Below are 22,444 nucleotides of genomic sequence, written 5' to 3'. Positions count from 1 at the left end.
AGCGGCAGCGAGATGCTTCTGTTTTTTTTTAAAATCATCAAGAAATCAGGAGTTGATTCAAATGACAAAAGAACAGATGCGCACATTACTAGAAACGAGTGTCAATGAGCTTTATGCCGCTTCGATCGAAGAGGCTTCTCCACAAGAACTTTTTCAGGCACTAGCCCATGTAGTCAAGCACGCCTATGCGGATGATTGGCGCCAAACTAGAACCAATATATTAGCTGAACAACAAAAGCAAACGTACTATTTCTCGATTGAATTTTTGCCAGGGAAAATGCTGAAGAGCAATTTGTTGAGTTTAGATTTGTTGACGACTGCAGAAGAAGTATTGAAAGAAGTCGGGACTTCTTTAGATGAAGTTGCAGAAACGGAAAAAGACATGGCATTAGGCAATGGCGGGCTTGGCCGACTCACTTCTTGTTTTATGGATTCGTTGGCTTCATTGGGCTTACCAGGGAACGGCAATGGGATTCGCTATAAATACGGTCTTTTCAAACAAAAATTTATTGATGGTCACCAAGTCGAGCTTCCAGATGATTGGTTGCGTTCAGGCAATGTCTGGGAAGTACGTAAAGAAAGTAAAGCTGTGCCGATCCATTTTGGCGGACATGTATATCTGAAAGAAAATGAAGCAGGTGTTTTGAAACCTGTCTATGAAGGCGGCTTTACTTGGCGAGCTGTTCCTTATGATACAGCCATGGTCGGCTATCAAAATCAACATTTGAATACGCTGCGCTTATGGAGTGTAGAAGTACCATCAGAAGAAGAAGCCAAATATGCAACCCTAGAATCTCGTCAAGCCCTTGAGAATCTGACAGCAGTGTTGTATCCTGATGACTCAAATGAAACAGGCAGAAGAACACGGTTGATGCAAGAATACTTTTTTGTGTCCGCTGGCATGCAAAGTATTGTCCGCTATTACAAGAAAATGAATCTTCCTATGGAACAGATGAGTGAGAAAATCGCGATCCACATCAACGATACGCATCCTGCTTTATGTATTCCGGAATTGATGCGGCTATTGGTGGACGAAGAAGGATTGGCTTGGGAACAAGCGTGGGCAACAACCATCAAAGTGATGAGCTATACCAACCATACGATCATGGCAGAAGCCCTTGAAAAATGGCCTGTAGACATGATCAAGGAAGTATTGCCGCGGATGTATCAAATCATTGAAGAAATCGACCGTCGTTTTATTGAAGGACTTGAAAAGGTCCATCCTTGTGATTTATTGAATAGAACACGGATCATTAGTAACGGTCAAGTGCATATGGCCAATTTAGCCATTATTGGCAGTCATAGTGTCAATGGGGTAGCAAAGCTGCATTCAGATTTATTGAAATCAGTCGTCTTACATGATTTTTATGTTATTTATCCAGCACGTTTCAATAATAAAACCAATGGTATCGCGCAGCGTAGATGGCTACAATTGGCCAATCGACCATTGACCAAAGTCTTAGACAATACGATCGGCGAGAGTTGGCATCATCAACCAGAAGACTTGACCTTGCTGAAAAATTACCAAGAGGATGAAACAGTTTTACAAGCCCTCGCTGATGCAAAAAAGACGAATAAAATCGCATTAGCCAAATATATTGACGCCCATTGCGGTATTCAAGTTGATCCAAATGCTATCTTTGATGTGCAAATCAAACGTCTTCATGCGTATAAGCGCCAGTTGCTCAACTTAATGCATATATTAAAATTATATTTCGACATCAAAGAAAATCCAAATGCGCAATACCATCCACGTGTATTTATTTTTGGTGCAAAAGCAGCACCTAGCTATCACTATGCGAAGTCTATCATTAAAGCAATCAATGAAACCGCCAGAATGATCAATCATGATCCGCAGATCAACGATAAAATCAAAATCGTTTTCTTAGAAAATTATAACGTTTCCCTTGCAGAAAGAATCATCCCGGCGGCTGATGTCAGTGAACAGATATCATTGGCCTCCAAAGAAGCTTCTGGTACAAGTAACATGAAATTGATGCTCAATGGCGCTGTGACGATTGCTACACTTGATGGTGCAAATATCGAAATTCGCGATGCGATTGGGGATGAGAACATCGCAATCTTCGGTTTGACTGAAGAAGAGGTCTATCGCTATTATGCAGAAAAAAACTATTCAGCCTACACTTATTTTGAAAACGATCATCGATTGCAGCAAATTATGAATGCCTTTATAGACGGAACCATTCCAAATATAGAATGGGAAGGCAAGGAAATCTTTGATTCATTGATCAAATACAATGATGAGTATTTTGTGCTGCGTGATTTTGACGCTTATTGCGAGGCCCAAAATCGCATAGACATTGCCTATCGCGATACCCGCAGATGGCAGAAAATCAGTCTAATGAATATTGCCAATGCTGGAAAATTTACCGCAGACAAAACTGTACAGCAATACGCGGATGATATTTGGCAGATTGAACCGTTATTCGCGCATGTCAAAGAGCCCAACGATGCAAGTTTGACCCAAAGCGTCTGATTCTGTTAGGCGACACGCGTTGATTGATGAAATTCAGCATTATTTATGGTATGATGATAAAAAATCACGTGTAAGAGGATGAGTAGAGTGGCCAATTATTTAGATGTGAAGCGTAAGCATTTTCGCTTTCCGGCATATGACGATGCAGATGGAGTCAAATTAGAATCAGAACATAAACCTGCTTTTAGTAAAGATAATGATTGGATTTTGACAGACATCAAAGATACACCAACAAGAACAAAAGTTGAAAAAGAAACCATCGACCGAAAAGTTCCATCCAGTCAACGCAATCGCGGTCATAATGTCCAGCAAAAAGAAGAGCTTGCACAACATCGTGCCAATTTGCCACGTTATGAAAAACGTCCGGTCAAAGAGCAGCAGCCAACTGGCAAAACCAACTTTTTTGGCAGTCAGGCAAAGCGTTCTTCTTATCAAGTGACCAGCAAAGAAACAAAAGCTGAACCAATGGCGTCGCCAAAAAAAGAATACAGTGGTCGCTCGTATTTTGTGCCGAAATATATTCCGGCATCCATCATTCCAGATGAGCAAAAACCTGATATTTCACACAATGATCTACTTGATTCAATGACCAAACCCAGGGAAAGCTATCTGTTGTTCGATCAAGAACCAGCAGCTTATCAAGTGAAAGAATCCAATGACCCAACAGTCAAAAAATTCAATCGCCCGCAAGGTGTCGGTATGACGCGCAGTCAATATCGGGCCGCCAGCAAAAAAACAGGTGAGAAAAAAGGCCTATTGGATCGTTCGCTGCAAGGCATGATTGAAGATGATCAAATGGATGCTGAGAAGAACGGCTATTTTCGTTCATAATCCCTGACTGAACACCTCAAAAGTAGAGATCGATCCCTATTGCGTGTATGCAATAGGGATTTTTTGTTGTCGATCCAATGGATCATTTCTCAAAAACAAAAGACCATCTGCTCAATTATTTCAACTTTCGTCCACCTTTTGATATGCTTAATACAGGAGGGATTTCAATGCAAATTGATCTGCAAATGCTAGCAATGATATTCTTTATCAATCTAGCCTATGTTACATTAAATACGCTACGTTTCTTATTAACGATGAAAGGCTATCGGGTGATCGCGCCACTTGTGAGTACAATCGAGATCACCATCTATATCTTGGGTTTGTCCTTAGTGTTGGATCGCTTAGACAATCCATTGAATCTCTTGTTTTATGCCTTGGGCTATGCCGCAGGTGTGAGTATAGGAATCAAGATCGAAGACAAATTGGCTTTGGGCTATACAATGGTAACCGTCATATTACCTAGTAATACCGACGAAGAAAAAAGTTTGCCTAAAATCCTTAGACAAGAAGGCTATGGTGTTACCCAAAGTTATGGAGAAGGCTTAGAAGGACCACGGTTGATTTTGGAAATTCTATCACAAAGAAAAAGTGAAAAGAAACTCTATCAAACAATCAAGTCCGTCGAAGAACGGGCATTTATCATTAGTTATGAGCCCAAATATATTTCTGGCGGCTTTTGGACCAAAAAAATCAGTCGGCGAGAACAAAAAATCAATCAAAAAAACAACAATCAATGAAGGAAAAGATGTTCAAATGCACATCGCAGCAGTATAATGAGTAAGTATTTTTTATCAGTGAGAGGATGCGTTGGAAATGGAAAAACAGGCCAATGGAATGATGGCGGTCTTCGCCGCACTCGTGTCGAATATATTGGTGGCCATCAGTAAATTTGTCGGCTATGCGTTAAGCGGTAGTGCTGCGATGCTGAATGAAAGCATCCATAGTGTGGTGGATTGCAGCAATCAGATATTTTTGCTGATTGGCGACAAACGATCAACAAAAGGTCAAAGTGAGTTGCATCAGTTTGGTGAAGGAAGAGCAAAGTATTTTTTTAGTACGATTGTTGCTATGATGCTGTTCTTTGGTGGTGGCGCTCTTGGCGTGATGGAAGCAGTGGAAAAACTGCTGCATCCAGCCCACGAAGTCGGCAATACATGGCTAGTGATTGCCATATTGATTTTTGGCATGATCGTCGAAGGGAGTTCGTTATGGATCGCGATCAAAGAGATTCGTGAATTGAATGTTGAAAAACAACCGATTTATCGATTCTTGAAAGAAAGCCGTCATAGTGAAATCTTGATTATTTTCACGGAAGACTTTTGTGCGATTCTTGGTTTATTGATTGCTTTGATCGGTACATTACTAACGATGGTCACCGGTAATGCCTTTTTTGATGCCTTTAGCGGCTTGCTGATTGGTTTATTGCTGATGGTCGCTGCCATCTTTTTGGCGCGAGAATTTTATAGCTTGCTGATTGGTGAAAGTGTAACGAAGCGCGATTTGGCGGTCATCAAAAAAGCCTTTGAACGTCCCGATGTCGATCGTTTGATCGATGTCAAAACGGTTCATTTGGGCCCAGCAGAAATCTTGGTTGCCGCAAAAGTGGATATCTCTGCCAAGCAAGAAGAAATCGGCTATACGATCATCAATGAGATCGAAGCGGAGATCCGCCACCAAATGTCCGACAAAAAAGTCTACATTTATATCGAAACAGATGAATACGATCCGCATTATATGGAAAAACGCCGGCAACTTGTCCGTCCAACGGAATGATTTAGCTAGAATACTGCCCATTTATTTGATACAATAGACAAGGATTATCACACAGTGAAGGAGAAATCAATTTATGATCAATGCAAGTGATTTAAAAGCAGGGATGACATTTGTCCAAGACGGCAAATTAATCAAAGTATTAGATGCAAGTCACCACAAACCAGGTAAAGGCAATACAGTGATGCGGATGAAATTAAGAGATGTTCGCTCAGGTTCAACATACGATACGACATTCCGCCCTGAAGAAAAATTTGAAAAAGCCCATATCGATACCAATGCCGTTCAATATCTATACACAATGGACGATACAGCGTTCTTCATGGACTTAGCAACCTATGAACAATATGAAATCCCTGTTGAAGTTGTAGCAGAAGAAATGAAATATATTCTTGAAAACATGGAAGTAAAAATCCAATTCTTCGGTTCTGAAGTGATCGGTGTTCAATTGCCTTCAAGTGTTGTCTTGAAAGTTGTTGAAACACAACCATCAATCAAAGGTGCAACAGTAACAGGTTCTGGTAAACCTGCAACAATGGAAACTGGCTTAGTAGTCAATGTTCCTGACTTTGTTGAAGAAGGCGAATCATTAGAAATCAATACTACTGAAGGTACGTATATCAAACGTGCAAAATAAATATGCATAATAAAAGCGATGGAAGAACAGTGACTGTTTTTCCATCGTTTTTTGATTGGTCTACTCATTTGATCGATGATACCGTAAATCCTGATTCTTCTGTAAAGCATAAATACTATTCTTGCCACTGCAGAAATAAGCGACCGAGCATACAACTGCAAAATAGGGTATCGTTTGAAAACCAAAGACTTCTCCGCCAATGAAAATTGGCGCAAACACCGTGTTGGTGGCACTGCCAAAGACACTAGCGTAACCTAGGGCGGCCACAAGTTCTATAGGCAGGCCGAAAATTGGCGCGAGGACGGCACCTAATGTAGTGCCAATGGCAAATAAAGGTGTCACTTCACCACCTAGAAAACCGATACTGATCGTGAGTACCGTCAGCAGCATCTTCAATAACCAATCATAAGTGTAGATCTGCTGATCAGCAAAAGCTGCAGCAATCAGATTGGTCCCAAGTCCAGCATATCTTCCTTGATACAAGAGGACCAATAAGATGGCCAAACCCGCACTCCCGATAAATATTCGGCGTAAAGCATTTGGGAACCACTTCTGTATTCTATGTTTTAATTGGGCTAATAGGAATGCAAAGGCCGCACCGGTCAACCCGAAAATCAATCCAAGGAGCAATAGTTTCAAAAAGACAGCTATTGTGAAATCAAAGGTTCCTGAAATCGCAATACTGAATTTTTCTAATCCTGCCCATTGCGAGACTGTACTCGCTGTAAAAGCCGCTAGCAACGCGGGGAAGAGGGCGTGATGAAATAATTTGCCAACAACTAAAACTTCTAGAGCAAAGAAGGTTGCTGCGAGGGGTGTTTCAAATAAACCGGCAAAACCAGCAGCCATCCCAATGATGATCAGTGTTTGGTTGTATTTTTCCAGTTTGAGCCACGCGCCAAAGCGATTGGCGATCGTTGCGCCTAATTGCACAGCCACGCCTTCACGTCCAGCACTGCCGCCAAATAAGTGGGTGACCCAAGTGCCAATCATGACAAATGGAATCATTCTGAGCGGGATCTCTCTTTCTTTCTCATGCCCCGCCAGAAAAACCAAATTCATTCCTTGTGTGCTTTTTTGGCCGTATTTTTGAAAATAATAAACAAAGAGCAGTCCGGCAAATGGTAAAAAAGGGATCAAGTAAAAGAAGTGTGCCATTCGAATGGAAGTCAAGAATAGTAAGATTTCTCCAAAACAAGCATCGAGCAAGCCAACGACCACACCAATAGACAGACTGATGATACTCAAAATCAAAAATTCCCGATAGTTTATCCATTGTTTTGCCATTATACGTCAAACCTTCCATGCGCAATTTTTTGTTGATAAACGATGTCTTTGCAAAAAAATAATGACTACTACGCACCAAAAAATAAGTGGTAGAAGTCATTAGCAAATTTGCGGTTTCAGTCAAAACTGAGGAAGACATTCATTTCCTTTGTCGAGGACTATTATCTATCAAATTGATGAGCTTGTCAATCATGCAGTCAGTCCCACAAGGTGTTGGATTCGTTCTTATATTTTTTGATTCGTTATGGTAAAATTATACTATCAAATGAATAGAACAAGGAGGCATCTCATGATTGGCATGATTAGTGCGGAGCGGTGGCAGCAAAGCGAATATTTTTATTATACGATTGTTCCAATAGTGATCGTAGTGGGATTGATTGCAATCTTGGGTTTAATGATCGTATTGTTATATCAAGAAAATCGTCATCCTAAGGCAATTGCTGTCCTTATTGCTTTGATACTTGTATGTGGGGTTGGCTATTTAACAGGAGATCACTTTTATCATGACTTTAAAGCCCTCAATAGACAAGTAACACCAAGTATTCGAGACCGCGAAAAACGGTTTGCTGGCTATAAATACTATGATCGTGACACCATGGCGGTCTATCAACGGATTCAAATGAAAGAAACGATTGAATCATTTGGCATCTATCAATCAGAACCAGTCTCGCAGTCCATCACATTTTTAGGCTTCGCGCATGAGTCTGTCTATTTTAAAGTTGGTGAGCAAGTGTATTATGCACGTATGTCCCCAACATTTGTGGCAGAAGATGAGGCCTTATTAAAAGGAGTCCAATACCATCTTGCGGATACTTCTTACTCAAAGATTGGCTTTCTGACTGAGACCAATAACTATCTTGAAGAGATCCAGATTCCTGAATCTCAAGCAGAGAAACGCTTTGAACCAATCGATTCAGTTATACCCCAAGAATTTGGCAAAAGCCAGTCGGTTTGGGCATTGCCACAGAAGAATGAAGAGTAACGAAAAGTAGAGAGCAGACCGTGTTTACGGCAGCTCTCTTTTTTTTAGTTTATTTCATGATGTCATAAATTTGTTTTGACAGCTTCGCAATTGTTTCATAAGAGGTATTACGAGTCATAACGGATAATACGTAGGGTTGATCTGTATAAATGATCGCAATATCATGGGCAACACTGGTCAAATCGCCTATTTTATGCGCCACTTTGACGGGGAGATATTTGGCGATCCGTTGATTGTCATAGACAGTGTTCGATAGATCGTTGATCAACTGGCCCCCTTGATTATAAATAGCTTGCATCAATAACGCATTTTCTTTGGCGTTGATTGTGAATGGACCGGTCCAGGTTCTTCCGATGATTCGGCTGATCTCATTTCTCATTTTGCTGTCGTATTGATTGGCGCCATAATAGCCTAAGAAATTGGCCCCTTGATTGTCGGAATATTTGGCAGTCATGGCTTGGATCTGTTTTAAGCTAAATTGCTGACCAAAGGATTTACCTTGTAGAATGCCTGCGCCGCCACGCATATAAGAATATGGCATTTGATTGATGGCATCTTTGTAAGTATATTTTTTGTTCGCGTCTAGTTTTTTCTCTAGGATCATTTTTTGCGTATAATACAGAGCTGGCAACTTTCCTGTTGAAGCAGGATGAATGCGCATCGTGCTGTTGCGACTGGCCGTTTCACTATCCACCAAACTCATGACATAAATACTCATATTGTTATTCTTATAAGTGCTGTTCAAGAGTTTTTGAACGTTCTTCATTTTTTCTTTCTGCGTGTTAGCTAGCTTGACACCATTTTGATTGATATAGCCAACCCATTTTCCTTTGGCGGTATATAGAGAAAGATAGGTGCTTCCATTGAAGTGCTGGTATTTCCCACGGGCAGTCAGCAATTGATTGTAGTATTGTTGGCCGTTGCTTTTCTTCTGCCAGCCAAAATTTTGCCAAAGAGAATAATCTTTAGTGACTGTGACAGTTTTGCCATAGGATTGATAGACCCCTTGTTTGCCAGAGGCCACAGCAACAGCTGTTTGGTTAAGGTAACCAAGCCAGCGATTACTTTTGTCATAGAGAGAAAGGTAAATACTGCCGTTAAAATGCTGATATCTGCCTTTGGCATAAACCGTTTGGCCAATTAGATTTTTTGATTTCTGTTTAGATTTCCACGAAAAATTTTGCCAGAGATCATAGTTTTTGCCTGTAATCGTCACATATTTCTGATAGGACTGGTAATTGCCTTGGGCTGCTTGGACGACTTTGGTTCCCGATTGTGGGATATAGCCTATCCATTTATTTTTGCTATCATACAAGGAGAGATAGGTGGTTCCATTGAAATGCGCATATTTCCCTTTTGCTAAATAAGTTTTGCCCACCAATGTTTGAGTGGTATTTTTTTTGTCCCAATTGAAATTTTGGAAAAGGATGAGGTCGTTCTTCGTGATCGTGACATAGCTGCCATATGGCTGATACAGGCCTTGGACACCATTGACGGCTTGCAATTGGTCTTGACGAACATAGCCAATGACAGTCTGGTTTTGATCAGACAATGCAGAATAAGTTGATCCATCATAGTGGTGAAAAACTTCTGCGACATGTAGTGTTTTATTGAGGTAGGCTGATATATCCGCGGTTCGAGACAAAGTTTGATCTCGATAAAGAATACTGTTTGTCATGAGCATGCCAAACGTGTTTGCTGATATGGCACCGCCCAGGGGCTGATCAGATCGTGTGATTGCATTTTCCGCCAGATAACCGATAAACACTTGCTGATTGGACCATAAGCCATAGACCAATTGCCCTGAGATTTCAATCGTTGACTGGATTTGGTAGGTCTGCTGATAAAGTGCTGACAAATCTGTAGCAATCACGTTTGCTTCTGCATCGTATAAGGAAGCCTGTTTAACTATGACGGTGGCATAGCCATAGGCAAGGGACGAGCGCTGCATCACTTCAGGTGGCGTGGTTGCCGTTTCTGCCGAATCTGCTGCTGCTTCACTAGAGGAGATGTGTGGTGTCTCTGAACTACTGCCGGTTTCTTGACTGGACGAGCGGGATTCACTAGTAGTGCTTGTTGTCATCGTTGTTTCTATGGACGACGATACTGTATCATTTGTTTCTGTTTGCGCAATAGTGCTTGCTGTTTGCTGTGCGGCTTGTGCATTGGCGATGCCATTGGTGCCCAACAGCAGGCATACCAACCCGATTCCTACTGACAGTTTTTTCATGATGATCCACCCCTTATTTTATTGCTTTGATGATAGATGACGAAGGACATTTCCTTCTTGCTGTTGCATCAGATAGCGTTCTTTTTCTCTTCTTGGTAATTTTTTGAAGGCGGCTTCGGCTTTAGTGGCCTCACTTCTAGTAGAGAAGGCTTCTGCATGGATCATGTGCAAGGGCCGGCGGCTGGCAGGTCGGGTATACTTGGCACCGATTCCTAGGTTGTGCTCTTTTTCCCGTCGGCTCAGGTCCGTTGTATAGCCGCCGTAAAAGGTCTGATCGCGGCAGCGCAATACATAGAAATAATGTTGATCAGCTGCCATATAACATGCCTCGCACTTCTGCCAAGTATTGCCCTGCTTCGTCGTAAGTCACGAGGGGGGGATCAATTTTGAAGCCTTCTGCTTTGCCATCTTTGATCCCTTCAATCAGTAAGATATTGGCTTCTTTGCCAGCTTTTGGATAAACGAATCGTACCCGTTTCGGCGCGATGCGATGTTGCCGCATGCAATCAAGAATTTCTAAGAAACGATCCGGGCGATGTACCATTGCAAAACGACCATTCATTTTTAACGCTTTACTTGCCGTAGCAACGACTTCGTCTAAATCAGTCGTGATTTCATGTCTGGCAATCGCTAAATAGGGATTTGGATTTTTGACGGCAGTGGGCAGATTTTTGAAATAAGGCGGATTGCACACCAACAAATCAACGGAATCTGGTTTGATTTGTTCAAACATCTTCTTCAAGTCGATGGGGTAAACGGTGATTTGGTCCTCGAGTTTATTTAAGGCGATGCTCCGTTGTGCCATATCGGCTAAACGTGCTTGCAGTTCGATTTGAATGATGTGGGCACTGGTTTTTCGACTTAAAAAAAGGCCGACAGCTCCATTCCCCGCACACAAGTCAACAATCAATCCCCGTTTTGGAATCGTGGGGAAATTCGCCAATAAAACAGCATCTAATGAAAATGAAAACACATCACGGCTTTGGATGATTTGGATATCGTCTGCATATAATTGGTCGATACGTTCGTTGGGTTGTAACATGTCAAGACTCCTGTTCTACACTTGATTCAGTAAAAAAGGCCAGTATCAAACGAGCCTTATACAGTAAAGCGGATCAACGCATCTGATGACTCTTTCAATGCAAGATCACGCAGTCTGCGTTGCGCTCTTATTATAGCAAATTCCTGTAATGGATACTAGAAGTGTATCGGTTCCTTCACCTTGTGAGGTCGTTGTTGAATGTTCTGTGAAGAAAGGAAAAAATACTTGTCATTTCATCATTTTTTTAGGATACTGATAAGAGGAAGAAAGAAAGGACAATGAGTATGTTTTTTAGATTTATGCGTGGTGTCGTGCGGGTCGTTCTTTTCTTGATCAACGGCAATGCCCGCTATCAGAATAAAGAAGTATTACCCAAAGATGAAAACTATATCTTGGTTGCACCGCATCGAACATGGTGGGATCCATTGTATTTAGCAGTAGCAGCCAGTCCAAAGAAATTCAGTTTTATGGCCAAAGAAGAATTGTTCAAGAATCCGATTTTGCGGTTTATCTTGATCCATGCCAATGCTTTTCCGGTCAAAAGAGACAAACCGGGTCCAAGTGCGGTCAAGACCCCCGTCAAGATTTTGAAAGATACTGATTTGAGTTTGATTATGTTTCCGAGCGGAACCAGACATGCAACAGCATTAAAAGGGGGCATGTCACTGATTGCCAAAATGGCAAAAGTCCGTATCGTCCCTTCAGTATATCAAGGACCACTGACATTAAAAGATTTATTCAAACGCAAGCGAGTGACTGTACGTTTTGGAGAACCAATTGATGTCAGTGACATCAAAAAAATGGACAAAGAAGGATTAGCCGAAGTCGAGCGCCGTATCCAAAGCGCCTTCAATCAATTAGATCAAGCCATTGACCCAACATTTGTCTATGAAATAGATGAAACAAAAAAAGAAGATTAACGCCAAAAAGACCATTCCGCGGAATGGTCTTTTTTAGGTATTGCACCCTCGTTTGATAGCAGACATTGTGAGGAAATGGATTATTCACTTACTGGTTGTTGTTCTTTTTCTAACTCATTTTTGTCATAGATTTTGACGAATGGATAATAGATCAAGACAGACAATATGATCAGCACTACATTCAAGACGATTGCTCGCCAATCACCGCCTGTTGCTAAGAAAGCGCCAATTGGGCCAGGCAATGTCCAAGGGGCATTGACCGTCACTTTGTTGACCAAGCCGATCGAGGTGGCGACCCAAGCGATGATCCCGTTCACTAATGGTGCAAGGATGAATGGAGGAATCAATATAGGATTCAAGACAATCGGTGTACCAAAAATCAGCGGTTCATTGATGTTGAAAATCGCTGGCAGTAAAGCCGTTTTGCCTAATTTAGAGCCAAATTCTGATTTTGTACGAAAAGCCAGTAAAATGGCAAGGCCGATCGTTGAGCCAGCGCCGCCGATCCAGATAAACCATTGATAAAATGGTTCTGCTGCGATATTTGGAATGATATCGCCGGAAGCCATTGCCGTTGTATTTCCTTCTAGAAGTTGCAACCAAAGAGGTCTTGCCAACGAACCGACGATCGATGCACCATGGATCCCAAATGACCAGAAGAAGGTCGTCAAGAATGTGATCAATAAGACACTTGGCAGGCTGTCAGCAGCGCTTACCAATGGGTCAACAACTTTTGCTACGATGGTGTGCCAATCAAAGCCAACATAATACGTGATAGCACCCATCCCCAAGATAATTACCAATGTCGGAGTCAAGGCTTCAAAGGAACGAGCGACTGCTGGAGGCACTTGTGCAGGCATCGTGATTTTGAACTTCGAACGATCTGTGATGCGATAAATCTCAACAGCCAGAATTGACGTGATGATTGCCACGAACATCCCCGCACTACCTAAATTGGCCATTGGCAGCACAAATCCGGCTGTTCCAGCTGCATCCAATGCTTCAGCAGGAATATTTACCGGGGTAAAAGTCAGTAAGAAAGCTGTTGTGGCCAAGATACCGCCAGATAAGCCATCAAGTTTGTATGAACGGGACAAACTATAGCCAATCCCAAATGCGGCGTACAAACTCATAATATACATCGTCATCCGGTAAGGCAGCAAAATCGTTGTGGCATTACTGGATAGAAACTGATAAATGCCCCAGTCTTGCGGCAAAGGCGGAAATGCCAAAATCATAAAAAATGAACTGACGATAATCAATGGCAATGTTGAAACGATCCCATCGCGGACAGCCCGCAAATGACGTTGATTGCCAAGAAATTCCATGGGACCTGCCAAATGTTGTTCAATAAATTGGGTAAATTTGTCTAACATATAGTCAACCTCCTAAATTTGATATGCTGTGTGCGACCAAGGATTGGGAATGATTTTGCCTAAAATGACACCTCGATCAGCGCCAGTTGCTGTAGGGGCATTATTGGAATGCCCTTGTAGTGTTTCATGTCCTAAAATCGCGAATGCAACTGCTTCTTTGGCATCGCTAGAGCCGCCGAGATCGTCTTGTGTCTGCAGCGTTACCCCATCAGGTAAATATGCTGCAATCATGCGAAGCAGCGTGTGATTGTGGGCGCCGCCTCCGGATAGGATCACCTCGATATCTGACGAACCAATAGCGGGCAAGATGAACTTCAAGTAACTGTCAGCAATCGAAAAAGCAGTGAAATCGGTCGCAGTGGCAATCAAGTCTTCTGCTTTCTCAGTTGCATACTCGGCCAGCAAGCGCTGCGTGAACGCTTTGCCAAATACTTCTCTTCCGGTACTTTTCGGCGGGGAAAGGGTCAAAAATGGATGATTTCTTAATGCTTGTTGAAGCTTTGGAATAATTTTCCCCTTTGCAGCAGTTTGACCAGAAAAATCATAAGGTTGCTTAAAAAGATCGAGCATCAATTGATCAATGATCATATTGCCAGGACCGGTATCAAAAGCCCATACATCTTGAAGCTCACCAGCTTTTGGTAAGATGGTCACATTGCCGATTCCGCCAATATTTTGCAAAAGGCGATGTTTTTGCTGCGACTGATACAAGATATATTCGGTAAATGGCACCAATGGCGCACCTTGTCCGCCAGCTGCCATATCCATTACGCGAAAATCGGCCACGACGGTTGTTTTAAGACCGTAAGCGATGATCGATGGTTCACCAATTTGCAATGTACTATTGTTCAATGGATCGGTAGCGGGCGCATGCCAAATCGTTTGCCCGTGACTTGCAACAAAGTCAATCGATGCAACAGGTACAGCGGCTTTCTCACACAGAGTGCGGCAAGCGCCTAAAAAGGCATGTCCGAGTCGAACATTCAACTGACAAATCAATGGTACAGTCGATTGTTTTGGATCACAGGCCAGTTTGATCTGTTCTTTGAGGGCATCATCTAGGGGAACAGTCACGAAATCAATCAAATGAGCAGTAGTAGTTAAACCGCTACCATTTATATCCACAAGTGCAGCATCAATGCCATCTAGACTTGTACCAGACATCAGTCCAATCGCGCGCATAAAGATTCTCCTTTCTTCAATTGAGATTGAAATCAATCAATGAATTCGATTTCATACCCATTGTAAATGATGTGTAATTAAATTTCAAGTTAGTAAATTAAATTTGAAAAATAGTTTCACCATCGCCACGTCAGATAGACATAGTGAAACGGTTAGACAACGATGATTCAAAAAGTAAGACTTTTCAACTTGTGTCATATATAAGAAGGCCACAAAGTGGTATAATGGTGGGAAGGATATTCTTAAGAAGGTGAAAACGCATGCGCATATTACATACAGCCGACTGGCATATCGGCAAAAAACTGCACGGCTATGATTTGCTTGATGACCAGCGAGCAATTATCGATCAAATCATCAAGATAGCTCTTGACCAACAAGTAGACGCGATTGTGGTTGCGGGCGATTTATATGACCGATCGGTGCCAGCAGTGGAAGCAGTCAAATTATTGAATGAAAAAATTGCGACCATCAATTTGGATCATAAGTTGCCGTTACTAGCGATTTCCGGCAATCATGATAGCCCCATCCGGTTAGAGACTGGTAAACAATGGTTTATCGGTACGCAGTTTCATCTGGCTACATCGATTGCGGATAGCTTACAGCCGGTAACGATAGCTGATACACAATTTTTCCTATTGCCTTACTTTGAACCGATCGAAGCTCGCTTGTACTTTGATGAACCGATCACAACCATTGCTCAAGGCGTTGCCAGGGTGATCGATGAAATGAAGCCACTCTTGGATCCAACCAAAAAACATGTATTGGTGACCCATTTCTTTGCAGCAGGTTCAAGCCAAACCGATTCTGAAACGAAAATCCAAGTGGGAGGGTTGGATAGTGTCCCGTTGGATGTATTCGCTCCTTTTGATCGGGTTTTGTTGGGCCACTTGCATAGTAAGCACGCTTTGCATCACCCGACGATTAAGTATAGCGGCGCCCCATTGAAATACTCTCTTTCAGAATGGCAAGATGAAAAAGGGGTTTACGTGATCGATACATCGGCAGATAGCTGCACATTTATTTCGCTAACACCCAAAAGAGACCTTTTTGCATTAGCAGCTTCTTTTGCTGAATTAACAGATCCGGCTTTTTATTTGCCTCTTGACCGCAATGCATTTTGGCACTTTACTTTGACAGATCGGGCCATTATCCCAAACATGATGAATCAACTGCGCAAAATCTATCCAACGATATTAGCGGTTGAACGTCTGGATGGGCCTATCCGAGAGAAGAAGCAACTGACGTTGAAAGAAAATGATCCCCAAACATTGATCCAGACATTTTTCCATGAGATGACGGGGGAACAGTTAATGGATGCACAACAGCAATGGATTGATCAAGGGTTGTCAGAGGTCCTGACAACAGAAAAGAGGGTGGAACCATGAAACCCAAAAAATTGATTATGAAAAATTTTGGTCCCTTTATTGAAGAATCACTCGATTTCGATCAAGTCGGGACAGCGGGCCTTTTTTTAATCAGCGGCAAGACTGGCGCTGGGAAAACCACGATTTTTGACGGAATGACCTTTGCCCTTTTTGGGGAGACTTCCGGTAATTTACGCGCCGGCAAAGAAATGCGCTCTATGTTTGCTTCGCCTGTCGAAGAAACAAGTGTTTCATTTACCTTTGCCCACCAGTCATTATTGTATGAAATCCTTCGGCGACCAGAACAAATACTGGCCAAAAAACGTGGGGACGGTGTCACCAATCAAGCGGCCAAAGTTCAGTTGACGATTTTTGATGCAGCTGGCAAAGAATTGAAACAAATCAGCAAGCGCAATGAAGTTGATCAGTTCATCAAAGAATTGCTGCAACTGGATGCCAAGCAATTTTTTCAAATCATGATGCTGCCGCAAGGGGAATTTCGCAACTTCTTGATTGCCTCCAGCAATGATAAGGAGAAGGTGTTGCGCAATCTCTTTGGGACACAGCTTTACCAATCTTTCAATGAATGGTTGAAAGGACAGCAAAAGGCGCAAAGCAAAACGTTGGAACAGCAGCAACAGCTGGCTGAACAGTTGTTGCAACGTTTTGAGTGGTTGGAAGAGCAGCCGGTTTTATCTCCAATTGAAGCGATAGATGCGTGGAATGATGATTTAAGCAAACAGTCTGCTGCTATTGACAACTTGAAAGCACAAAAAACCAAGATAGATCAAGCCTATCAACAAGCACAAACCCTGTTTTATCAAGCGAAAGAACTGGAAAATCTCCAACAAGAACAACAGGACTTGCTGCAAAAGCAACATACATTGGCAGAAGCTGCACCGCAAATCAAACAAAAAAAGCAACAGCTGGAGGCACTGATCTGGGCTGGAGACACGCAACATGTATGGCAACGGCGAATGGAGAAAAAAGCTGCCTCTGCAGACGCCCAAAGACAAGTTGACATCGCACAAAGGGACTTCATTGCAATCCAACAGCAGCAAGAAGAATGGCAGAATCAACGAGCAGCTGTCAATCAAGTGAAGGAAGAACGGGAAGCGGCATTGATGCAGCAACGTCAATTTGATGGGTTGCTGCCAATCGCTCAACAAGCCCAACAACAACAAGAAGTGATACTGGACTTGCAGCGGGATGTGCAACAGCAACAGACGCAGCGACAAGTCTTTGAAACGAAGAAAAAGCGTATCGAAGCGCAGCAAGTAGCATTAACAGCGCAGATCGCTGCGGTGGGTGATGTCCAAACAGAAAAGATCCAGTTATTGGAATGCCGAAATCTACTGGAAAAATGGCAACAGATCAAAGAGCAGCAAGTAAAAGCCGATACGCGTCATCAACAGTTAAAAGCACAAGAAGCTGATTTGACCAAAGATCAGGCGCATTTAGAAGAACAAGCTACCCGATTGGCGACCATATTAAAGGCCGAAACTAGTCAAAATGCCAAAATGCAAATCGCCCGTTTACAGCTGTTGTTAGCACCCGATGAACCATGTCCAGTCTGTGGTTCGACGGACCATCCCATCGTTCAGGAACATGCCTCTTATACAATTGAAGACATTATGGAGAGCGAAGAAACATTGATTCGCACGCAAAATGAGCTGACCACTGTCAAAGAACAGCTGTCTGCCACGCAAACCTTGTTGCAGCAATGTCAGCAACAGTTCGCTGAGGCGCAAACGGTACGGGAGGACTTGCAACAAGCCCATAAGGATGCATGGAAAATGGTCAATCAGGCATTGCAACCGCTGATCGAAAAGCAAGAGTCAGTCGACAAAGAAAACGTAGTTGTGTTTCTCAAACAACGGATGGCATACAATGAACAACAGTCCGAAGTCGTCAGAAAGGCGCAACAGCAATTACAGACACTTACGGAACAACGCGCAGAAATCAGCGGCAAAGAGCAGCGTTTGGTGGACGTTGAAACCGCAGCAGTTCAAAAGTACCAGATGGCCGAGGGCAAATTGGCAACATTGGTGGAACAACTATCTGGTTACTCGATCCAAACAATCGAAACCAAGCGTCAAGAGTTGACAAGATTGGTTCAGCAACAAACTGAGCAGATTGAATGCGATACGCAACAAGGCAATGACCTTCAAAAAAAATTGGTGCTCTATTCTGAAAAAGTCGCGAATCTGCAACATATTTGCAAAGAAAATCAAATAGCTGCAGCTGAAGCCGATGAAGAAGTGGCAGCGATACTTCAAGGCGCCGATTGTACCGAAGCCCAATTTCAGGCACTGCTCACGGCACTCTCTGACAAAGAGGTGCTTTCAAGAGAAATCAATACGTATGAACAGGATCGATATGTTGTCAAACAACGTTTGGTCACACTTGAGGAACGTTTGTCAACGGCGCAACCAGTAAATATCGACCAATTAGCAGAGCGTTCTCAGCAGTTGCAAGATGAATTGACTAGCTTGCAAGAACAAGTGATCCAAAAACAGGAAAAATTACGAAGCAATCAACAGATTTATCAAGAACTGCAAACGATATACACACAAAACCTCCAAGCATTAGATCAATTGAGTCAGTTGCAACAATTGGCAGAAACCATGAATGGTGAAAACAGCAAGAAGACCAGCTTGGAACGCTTCGTGCTGCAGCGTTATTTGACGGAGATCCTGCTTGTCGCCAATGACCGCTTGGCACGACTCACTAGAGGCCGTTATCAATTTGAATTGGCTGATAAAGTCGGAAGTTACCGCAGCTCAACAGGATTGGAAATTGACATCTATGATGACAATGCAGGACAAGTCCGCAGGGCGCACACGTTGTCCGGTGGAGAAAGCTTTATTGCTGCATTGGCCTTGGCAATCTCCTTAGCAGATGTCATTCAAGCAAAAGCTGGCGGCATCGAGATCGAAGCACTCTTCATCGATGAAGGATTTGGTTCTTTGGACGAAGAATCGTTGGAAATGGCAATGGAGGCGTTAGAAATGATCGAAAGTGAAGGGCGAATGATTGGGATTATTAGTCACGTACGAGAACTTAGAACAAGAATCACACAACAAGTATTTGTTGAAACCAATGGCGGCGGTCAAAGTCGGATCCGCATCAAAGCGTAAGAAAGGAGGGAAATAATGAAGTGGAGTATACCAGAAAAAGTCATTGAACGAGGTCGGACCTATTTAAATGAAGACCGTGTATTATCTGTCACACCGGATATTGAAGAAAATGTCTGGCATGCAGAAGTCCTAGGATCAGAATTGTATTTAGTGACCTTAGACGCAACCGCAAAAGAAGTGGATTACTGTCAATGTCCGTATTGGGAAGAACACCATTACTGCAAACACACGGTTGCAGTTGAACTGTATTTGCGCAAACAAGGCAAAACGCGCATGATCACAGAAAAACAAGCCGTCAAAAAACAGTTTTCGCCTTCCGAAATGTTCTCGAATGGATTTGCGAGATTAGGAGGGGATACTACTGAAACAATCCCGCTTCAAGTCGAATATCATGTCGATACGATTCCAACCAATCCTTATCATCAAGAACTAGATTTGCTGGGCATTTCACTGAAAATCGGCTATCGCGGTACGACTAGAAACTATGTGGTAAAAAATATTTACAAATTTTTGCAAATGTATCAAGAGAAAAAAAGTTACACCGCCAACAAACAATTTGATTTCTTGCTAACGGATGATGCCTTTGATGCGCAGAATCAAGCATTGTTGCAGCGCTTAGCAGGTATCGCGCAAACACAGCAGTTGATTGGTCAAGCAGGTCTCCAAGTCAATGGCAAGTTAGACAAAAAATATTTGCTGTTGCCTGTTGAATACGGCAAAGAGTTGCTGGAACAGATGAACGCTGTTTTCGGACTGATCACGATTGGCAGCCAGAAAGTCAAAGAAGCGGTATTTGCCACGGGCAATCCTTTGCAGTTTGATGTCCAAAAAGTCGATGACACATTTGTCTTGCGGTTGCTAGCAGATTTTGATTATTTGTTGAATCATTACAATTGGGGATTGATCGATGGTCAGTTTTTTGAGTTGACAGCAGAACAAAAAGAAATATATGTAACGATGCAGCAACTCTTCAAGCGCTTTGAAGTGCCGATCATTGAATACCCGAAAGAGGAACTATCGACGCTATTCATGAAAGTTCTTCCCCATCTGCGGAAAATTGCGACGGTCACTGTTGCGGATGCAGTCGGGGCTGAAATTGAAGAGTCAGCTTTGCATGTTGTTTTTTCTCTTCGGAAAATCAAAGGCCAAATCGATTTGCAAGTTGATTTTGGTTATGGAGATGTCGTCTTCTCCAGTGATCCTAAATATCAGCTGACACCAGACGGTCATCCAGAAATTTTGCGCGACTTTAAGCAAGAAGCGCGGATCGAACAAATGCTAGACACATTAGGTTATCAAGCAAGCAGCAAAAATCGACAAAAAGATTTGCCATTGGGAGAACACCTCTATGCCTTCTTCACGAAGGAAGTACCGATTTTGCGCCAACTGGGTGAGGTAAGAATCGGGAAGAAATTGCGGGAATTATATTTGGATGCTCAACATCATCGCCCGCAAATAGCGATTGAAGAGAATGGCTCATGGTTGGATATCAAATTTGATATCAGCGGTATTGCCGATACCGAAATCGATGCGATCTTGCGGAGTTTGTTGCAATCCGCCAAGTTCTATACAACAGAAAGCGGACAAGTGCTGTCATTAGAATCAGAAGCCTTCCAAGAAGCCAGTGCCGTACTGCAGCAATTACGGATGGCCATGTCGGTTAAAGATGGTGCGATTCAGGTGCCATTACACCAAGGACTGGTCTTGCAAGAGCAATTTACAGCACAAGCTGATTTTAGTGACGGATTCAAACAAATGACTAAAGATTTGATTCATCCTGAAGACTTTCAAGCTGTATTGCCCAAAGGCTTGAACGCCGAATTGCGTCATTACCAAGAAACAGGCTTTCGTTGGCTGAAAATGTTGAGCCATTACCATTTTGGCGGAATCTTGGCAGACGAAATGGGCTTAGGTAAAACAGTCCAAACAATCAGCTACTTACTATCTGAAAAAGAAGAGAAGGGTGAATTATCAGCATTGATCGTCGCGCCAGCCAGCTTGACCTATAACTGGCAGCAAGAATTAAAACGATTTGCGCCAAGTTTGCACGCCTGTGTGATCAGCGGCAGCAAAGAAGAGCGTGAAGCACAATTGTTGGAAACCGCCGATATTCGTATTACTTCTTATGCCAGTTTAAGGCAAGATATTGATACGTATCAAGAATTGGACTTAACCTGCTTGATCTTAGATGAAGCGCAAATGGTCAAAAACAGTGCGACCAAAACAGCGCAAGCCTTGCGTTCATTGCAAGTACCGCAACGCTTTGCATTAAGTGGCACACCAATCGAAAATAACCTGGAAGAATTGTGGTCATTGTTCCAAATGATCATGCCGGGCTTTTTCCCAAGTAAACAAGGCTTCAAAGGGTTGGAAACCCAAGAAATTGCAAAAATGATCAAACCATTTATTTTACGGCGTGATAAAAAATCCGTGCTCCATGACTTGCCGGAGAAATTAGAAACCAATTATTATAGCGTACTAACAGAAGAACAAAAGAAAATTTATCTGGCCTATCTGCGGCAAATGCGAGAAGAGATTGCCCAAATGGACTCTGCATCCTTTAGAAAAAATCGGATCAGTATTTTGGCTGGATTGACTCGTTTGCGTCAAATCTGTTGTGATCCTCGATTATTTGTTGAGGACTACGAAGGATCCTCTGGTAAGTTAGAACAGGTCAAAGATTTGTTGACAGCAGCGAAAGAAAACGGCCGCCGGGTGTTGTTGTTTTCGCAGTTTACCAGTATGTTGTCGCTGATTGAAACGGAATTGGCCGAAGAAGGGTTTGAAACCTTTTATTTACGCGGCAGTACACCGCCGCAAGATCGTTTGGCCATGGTGGACGCTTTCAACAGTGGAGAGAAAGATGTCTTCTTGATTTCATTGAAAGCAGGAGGCACTGGTTTGAACTTGACTGGTGCGGATACGGTCATCTTGTATGATCTGTGGTGGAATCCAGCCGTAGAAGAACAAGCGGCAGGACGCGCCCATAGGATCGGTCAGCAACGCGTCGTCGAAGTCTGGCGAATGATTGCTGAAGGAACGATTGAAGAGCGGATGGATGCTTTGCAGCAAGAAAAACGAGAGTTGTTCCAAAAAGTGATTCAAGGAAATGAAACGCAACTGCAGCAAATGACAGAAGAAGATATTCGTCTGATCTTGAGTATCGGCGAAGAGGCTTATGGATAA

At 42.7% G+C, this 22,444-nt stretch carries 15 protein-coding genes, 2 pseudogenes and 1 riboswitch; of the genes and pseudogenes, 11 read left to right on the top strand and 6 right to left on the bottom strand.

What is annotated here, in order from left to right; translation table 11 throughout:
* The first annotated feature begins 61 nt into the window (after positions 1–61).
* From A5886_RS09980 to efp, 5 genes are all read left to right on the top strand, one after another.
* A complete protein-coding gene (locus tag A5886_RS09980) occupies positions 62–2,497 on the top strand; it encodes a glycogen/starch/alpha-glucan phosphorylase (protein ID WP_086274984.1) in 2,436 nt (811 codons plus the stop codon).
* Between the two features lie 78 nt (positions 2,498–2,575).
* The gene (locus A5886_RS09975; protein ID WP_086274982.1) at positions 2,576–3,328 is read left to right on the top strand and encodes a hypothetical protein; all 753 of its coding nucleotides are present in this window, start codon (positions 2,576–2,578) and stop codon (positions 3,326–3,328) included.
* Positions 3,329–3,495: 167 nt separating this feature from the next.
* Positions 3,496–4,065: a DUF2179 domain-containing protein gene (locus A5886_RS09970; RefSeq protein ID WP_086274980.1), complete on the top strand. Its 570-nt coding sequence runs from the start codon at positions 3,496–3,498 to the stop codon at positions 4,063–4,065.
* A gap of 76 nt (positions 4,066–4,141) precedes the next feature.
* Positions 4,142–5,101 (top strand): cation diffusion facilitator family transporter, encoded by a 960-nt coding sequence (locus tag A5886_RS09965; protein WP_086274978.1) that lies wholly within the window; start codon positions 4,142–4,144, stop codon positions 5,099–5,101.
* A 73-nt stretch (positions 5,102–5,174) separates the two neighbouring features.
* A complete protein-coding gene (gene efp / locus A5886_RS09960) occupies positions 5,175–5,735 on the top strand; it encodes an elongation factor P (RefSeq protein WP_086274976.1) in 561 nt (186 codons plus the stop codon).
* Between the two features lie 60 nt (positions 5,736–5,795).
* Here the strand turns inward: efp and A5886_RS09955 are convergent, their stop codons facing one another.
* A complete protein-coding gene (locus tag A5886_RS09955) occupies positions 5,796–7,022 on the bottom strand; it encodes a chloride channel protein (RefSeq protein WP_086274975.1) in 1,227 nt (408 codons plus the stop codon).
* Between the two features lie 83 nt (positions 7,023–7,105).
* Positions 7,106–7,178, bottom strand: a riboswitch (Fluoride riboswitch).
* Positions 7,179–7,311: 133 nt separating this feature from the next.
* Between A5886_RS09955 and A5886_RS09950 the strand changes: the two genes are divergently transcribed.
* Complete coding sequence (locus tag A5886_RS09950) at positions 7,312–8,004, top strand: hypothetical protein (RefSeq protein WP_086274974.1); 693 nt, start codon at positions 7,312–7,314, stop codon at positions 8,002–8,004.
* Between the two features lie 49 nt (positions 8,005–8,053).
* On the opposite strand, the gene A5886_RS09945 is transcribed toward A5886_RS09950, so the two are convergent.
* The 3 genes from A5886_RS09945 to A5886_RS09935 are packed head-to-tail and all read right to left on the bottom strand — an operon-like array spanning position 8,054 to position 11,276.
* Positions 8,054–10,234, bottom strand: coding sequence for a serine hydrolase (locus A5886_RS09945; RefSeq protein ID WP_086274972.1), 2,181 nt, complete (start codon positions 10,232–10,234; stop codon positions 8,054–8,056).
* An 18-nt stretch (positions 10,235–10,252) separates the two neighbouring features.
* Positions 10,253–10,552: a GIY-YIG nuclease family protein gene (locus tag A5886_RS09940; RefSeq protein ID WP_086274969.1), complete on the bottom strand. Its 300-nt coding sequence runs from the start codon at positions 10,550–10,552 to the stop codon at positions 10,253–10,255.
* Positions 10,542–11,276, bottom strand: a complete 735-nt coding sequence (locus tag A5886_RS09935; RefSeq protein ID WP_086274967.1) for a tRNA1(Val) (adenine(37)-N6)-methyltransferase — start codon at positions 11,274–11,276, stop codon at positions 10,542–10,544. Before A5886_RS09935 ends, A5886_RS09940 begins: the two co-directional genes overlap by 11 nt.
* Before the next feature lie 284 nt (positions 11,277–11,560).
* On the opposite strand from A5886_RS09935, the gene A5886_RS09930 reads away from it, so the two are divergent.
* Positions 11,561–12,196 (top strand): lysophospholipid acyltransferase family protein, encoded by a 636-nt coding sequence (locus tag A5886_RS09930; RefSeq protein ID WP_086276035.1) that lies wholly within the window; start codon positions 11,561–11,563, stop codon positions 12,194–12,196.
* A gap of 80 nt (positions 12,197–12,276) precedes the next feature.
* Here the strand turns inward: A5886_RS09930 and A5886_RS09925 are convergent, their stop codons facing one another.
* Together A5886_RS09925 and anmK are read right to left on the bottom strand one after the other, a co-directional pair.
* Complete coding sequence (locus tag A5886_RS09925; protein ID WP_086274966.1) at positions 12,277–13,572, bottom strand: PTS sugar transporter subunit IIC; 1,296 nt, start codon at positions 13,570–13,572, stop codon at positions 12,277–12,279.
* A gap of 12 nt (positions 13,573–13,584) precedes the next feature.
* Positions 13,585–14,754, bottom strand: a complete 1,170-nt coding sequence (gene anmK / locus A5886_RS09920) for an anhydro-N-acetylmuramic acid kinase AnmK (protein WP_086274964.1) — start codon at positions 14,752–14,754, stop codon at positions 13,585–13,587.
* Positions 14,755–15,014: 260 nt separating this feature from the next.
* Here anmK and A5886_RS09915 point away from each other — a divergent pair, with 260 nt between their 5' ends.
* From A5886_RS09915 to A5886_RS09905, 4 genes and pseudogenes are all read left to right on the top strand, one after another.
* Positions 15,015–16,139, top strand: a complete 1,125-nt coding sequence (locus A5886_RS09915; protein WP_086274962.1) for an exonuclease SbcCD subunit D — start codon at positions 15,015–15,017, stop codon at positions 16,137–16,139.
* Positions 16,136–16,723, top strand: a pseudogene (locus A5886_RS16220) (AAA family ATPase); the annotation flags it as partial. The gene A5886_RS09915 and the pseudogene A5886_RS16220, both read left to right, overlap by 4 nt.
* 900 nt (positions 16,724–17,623) lie before the next feature.
* A pseudogene (locus A5886_RS16215) lies at positions 17,624–19,258 on the top strand (SbcC/MukB-like Walker B domain-containing protein); the annotation flags it as partial.
* Between the two features lie 15 nt (positions 19,259–19,273).
* Positions 19,274–22,444, top strand: coding sequence for a DEAD/DEAH box helicase (locus A5886_RS09905; protein ID WP_086274960.1), 3,171 nt, complete (start codon positions 19,274–19,276; stop codon positions 22,442–22,444).

It is taken from the genome of Candidatus Enterococcus testudinis (assembly GCF_002140915.1).
Classification (GTDB): Bacteria; Bacillota; Bacilli; order Lactobacillales; family Enterococcaceae; genus Enterococcus_D; species Enterococcus_D testudinis.
This window is presented reverse-complemented; position numbering and strand designations above follow the sequence as displayed.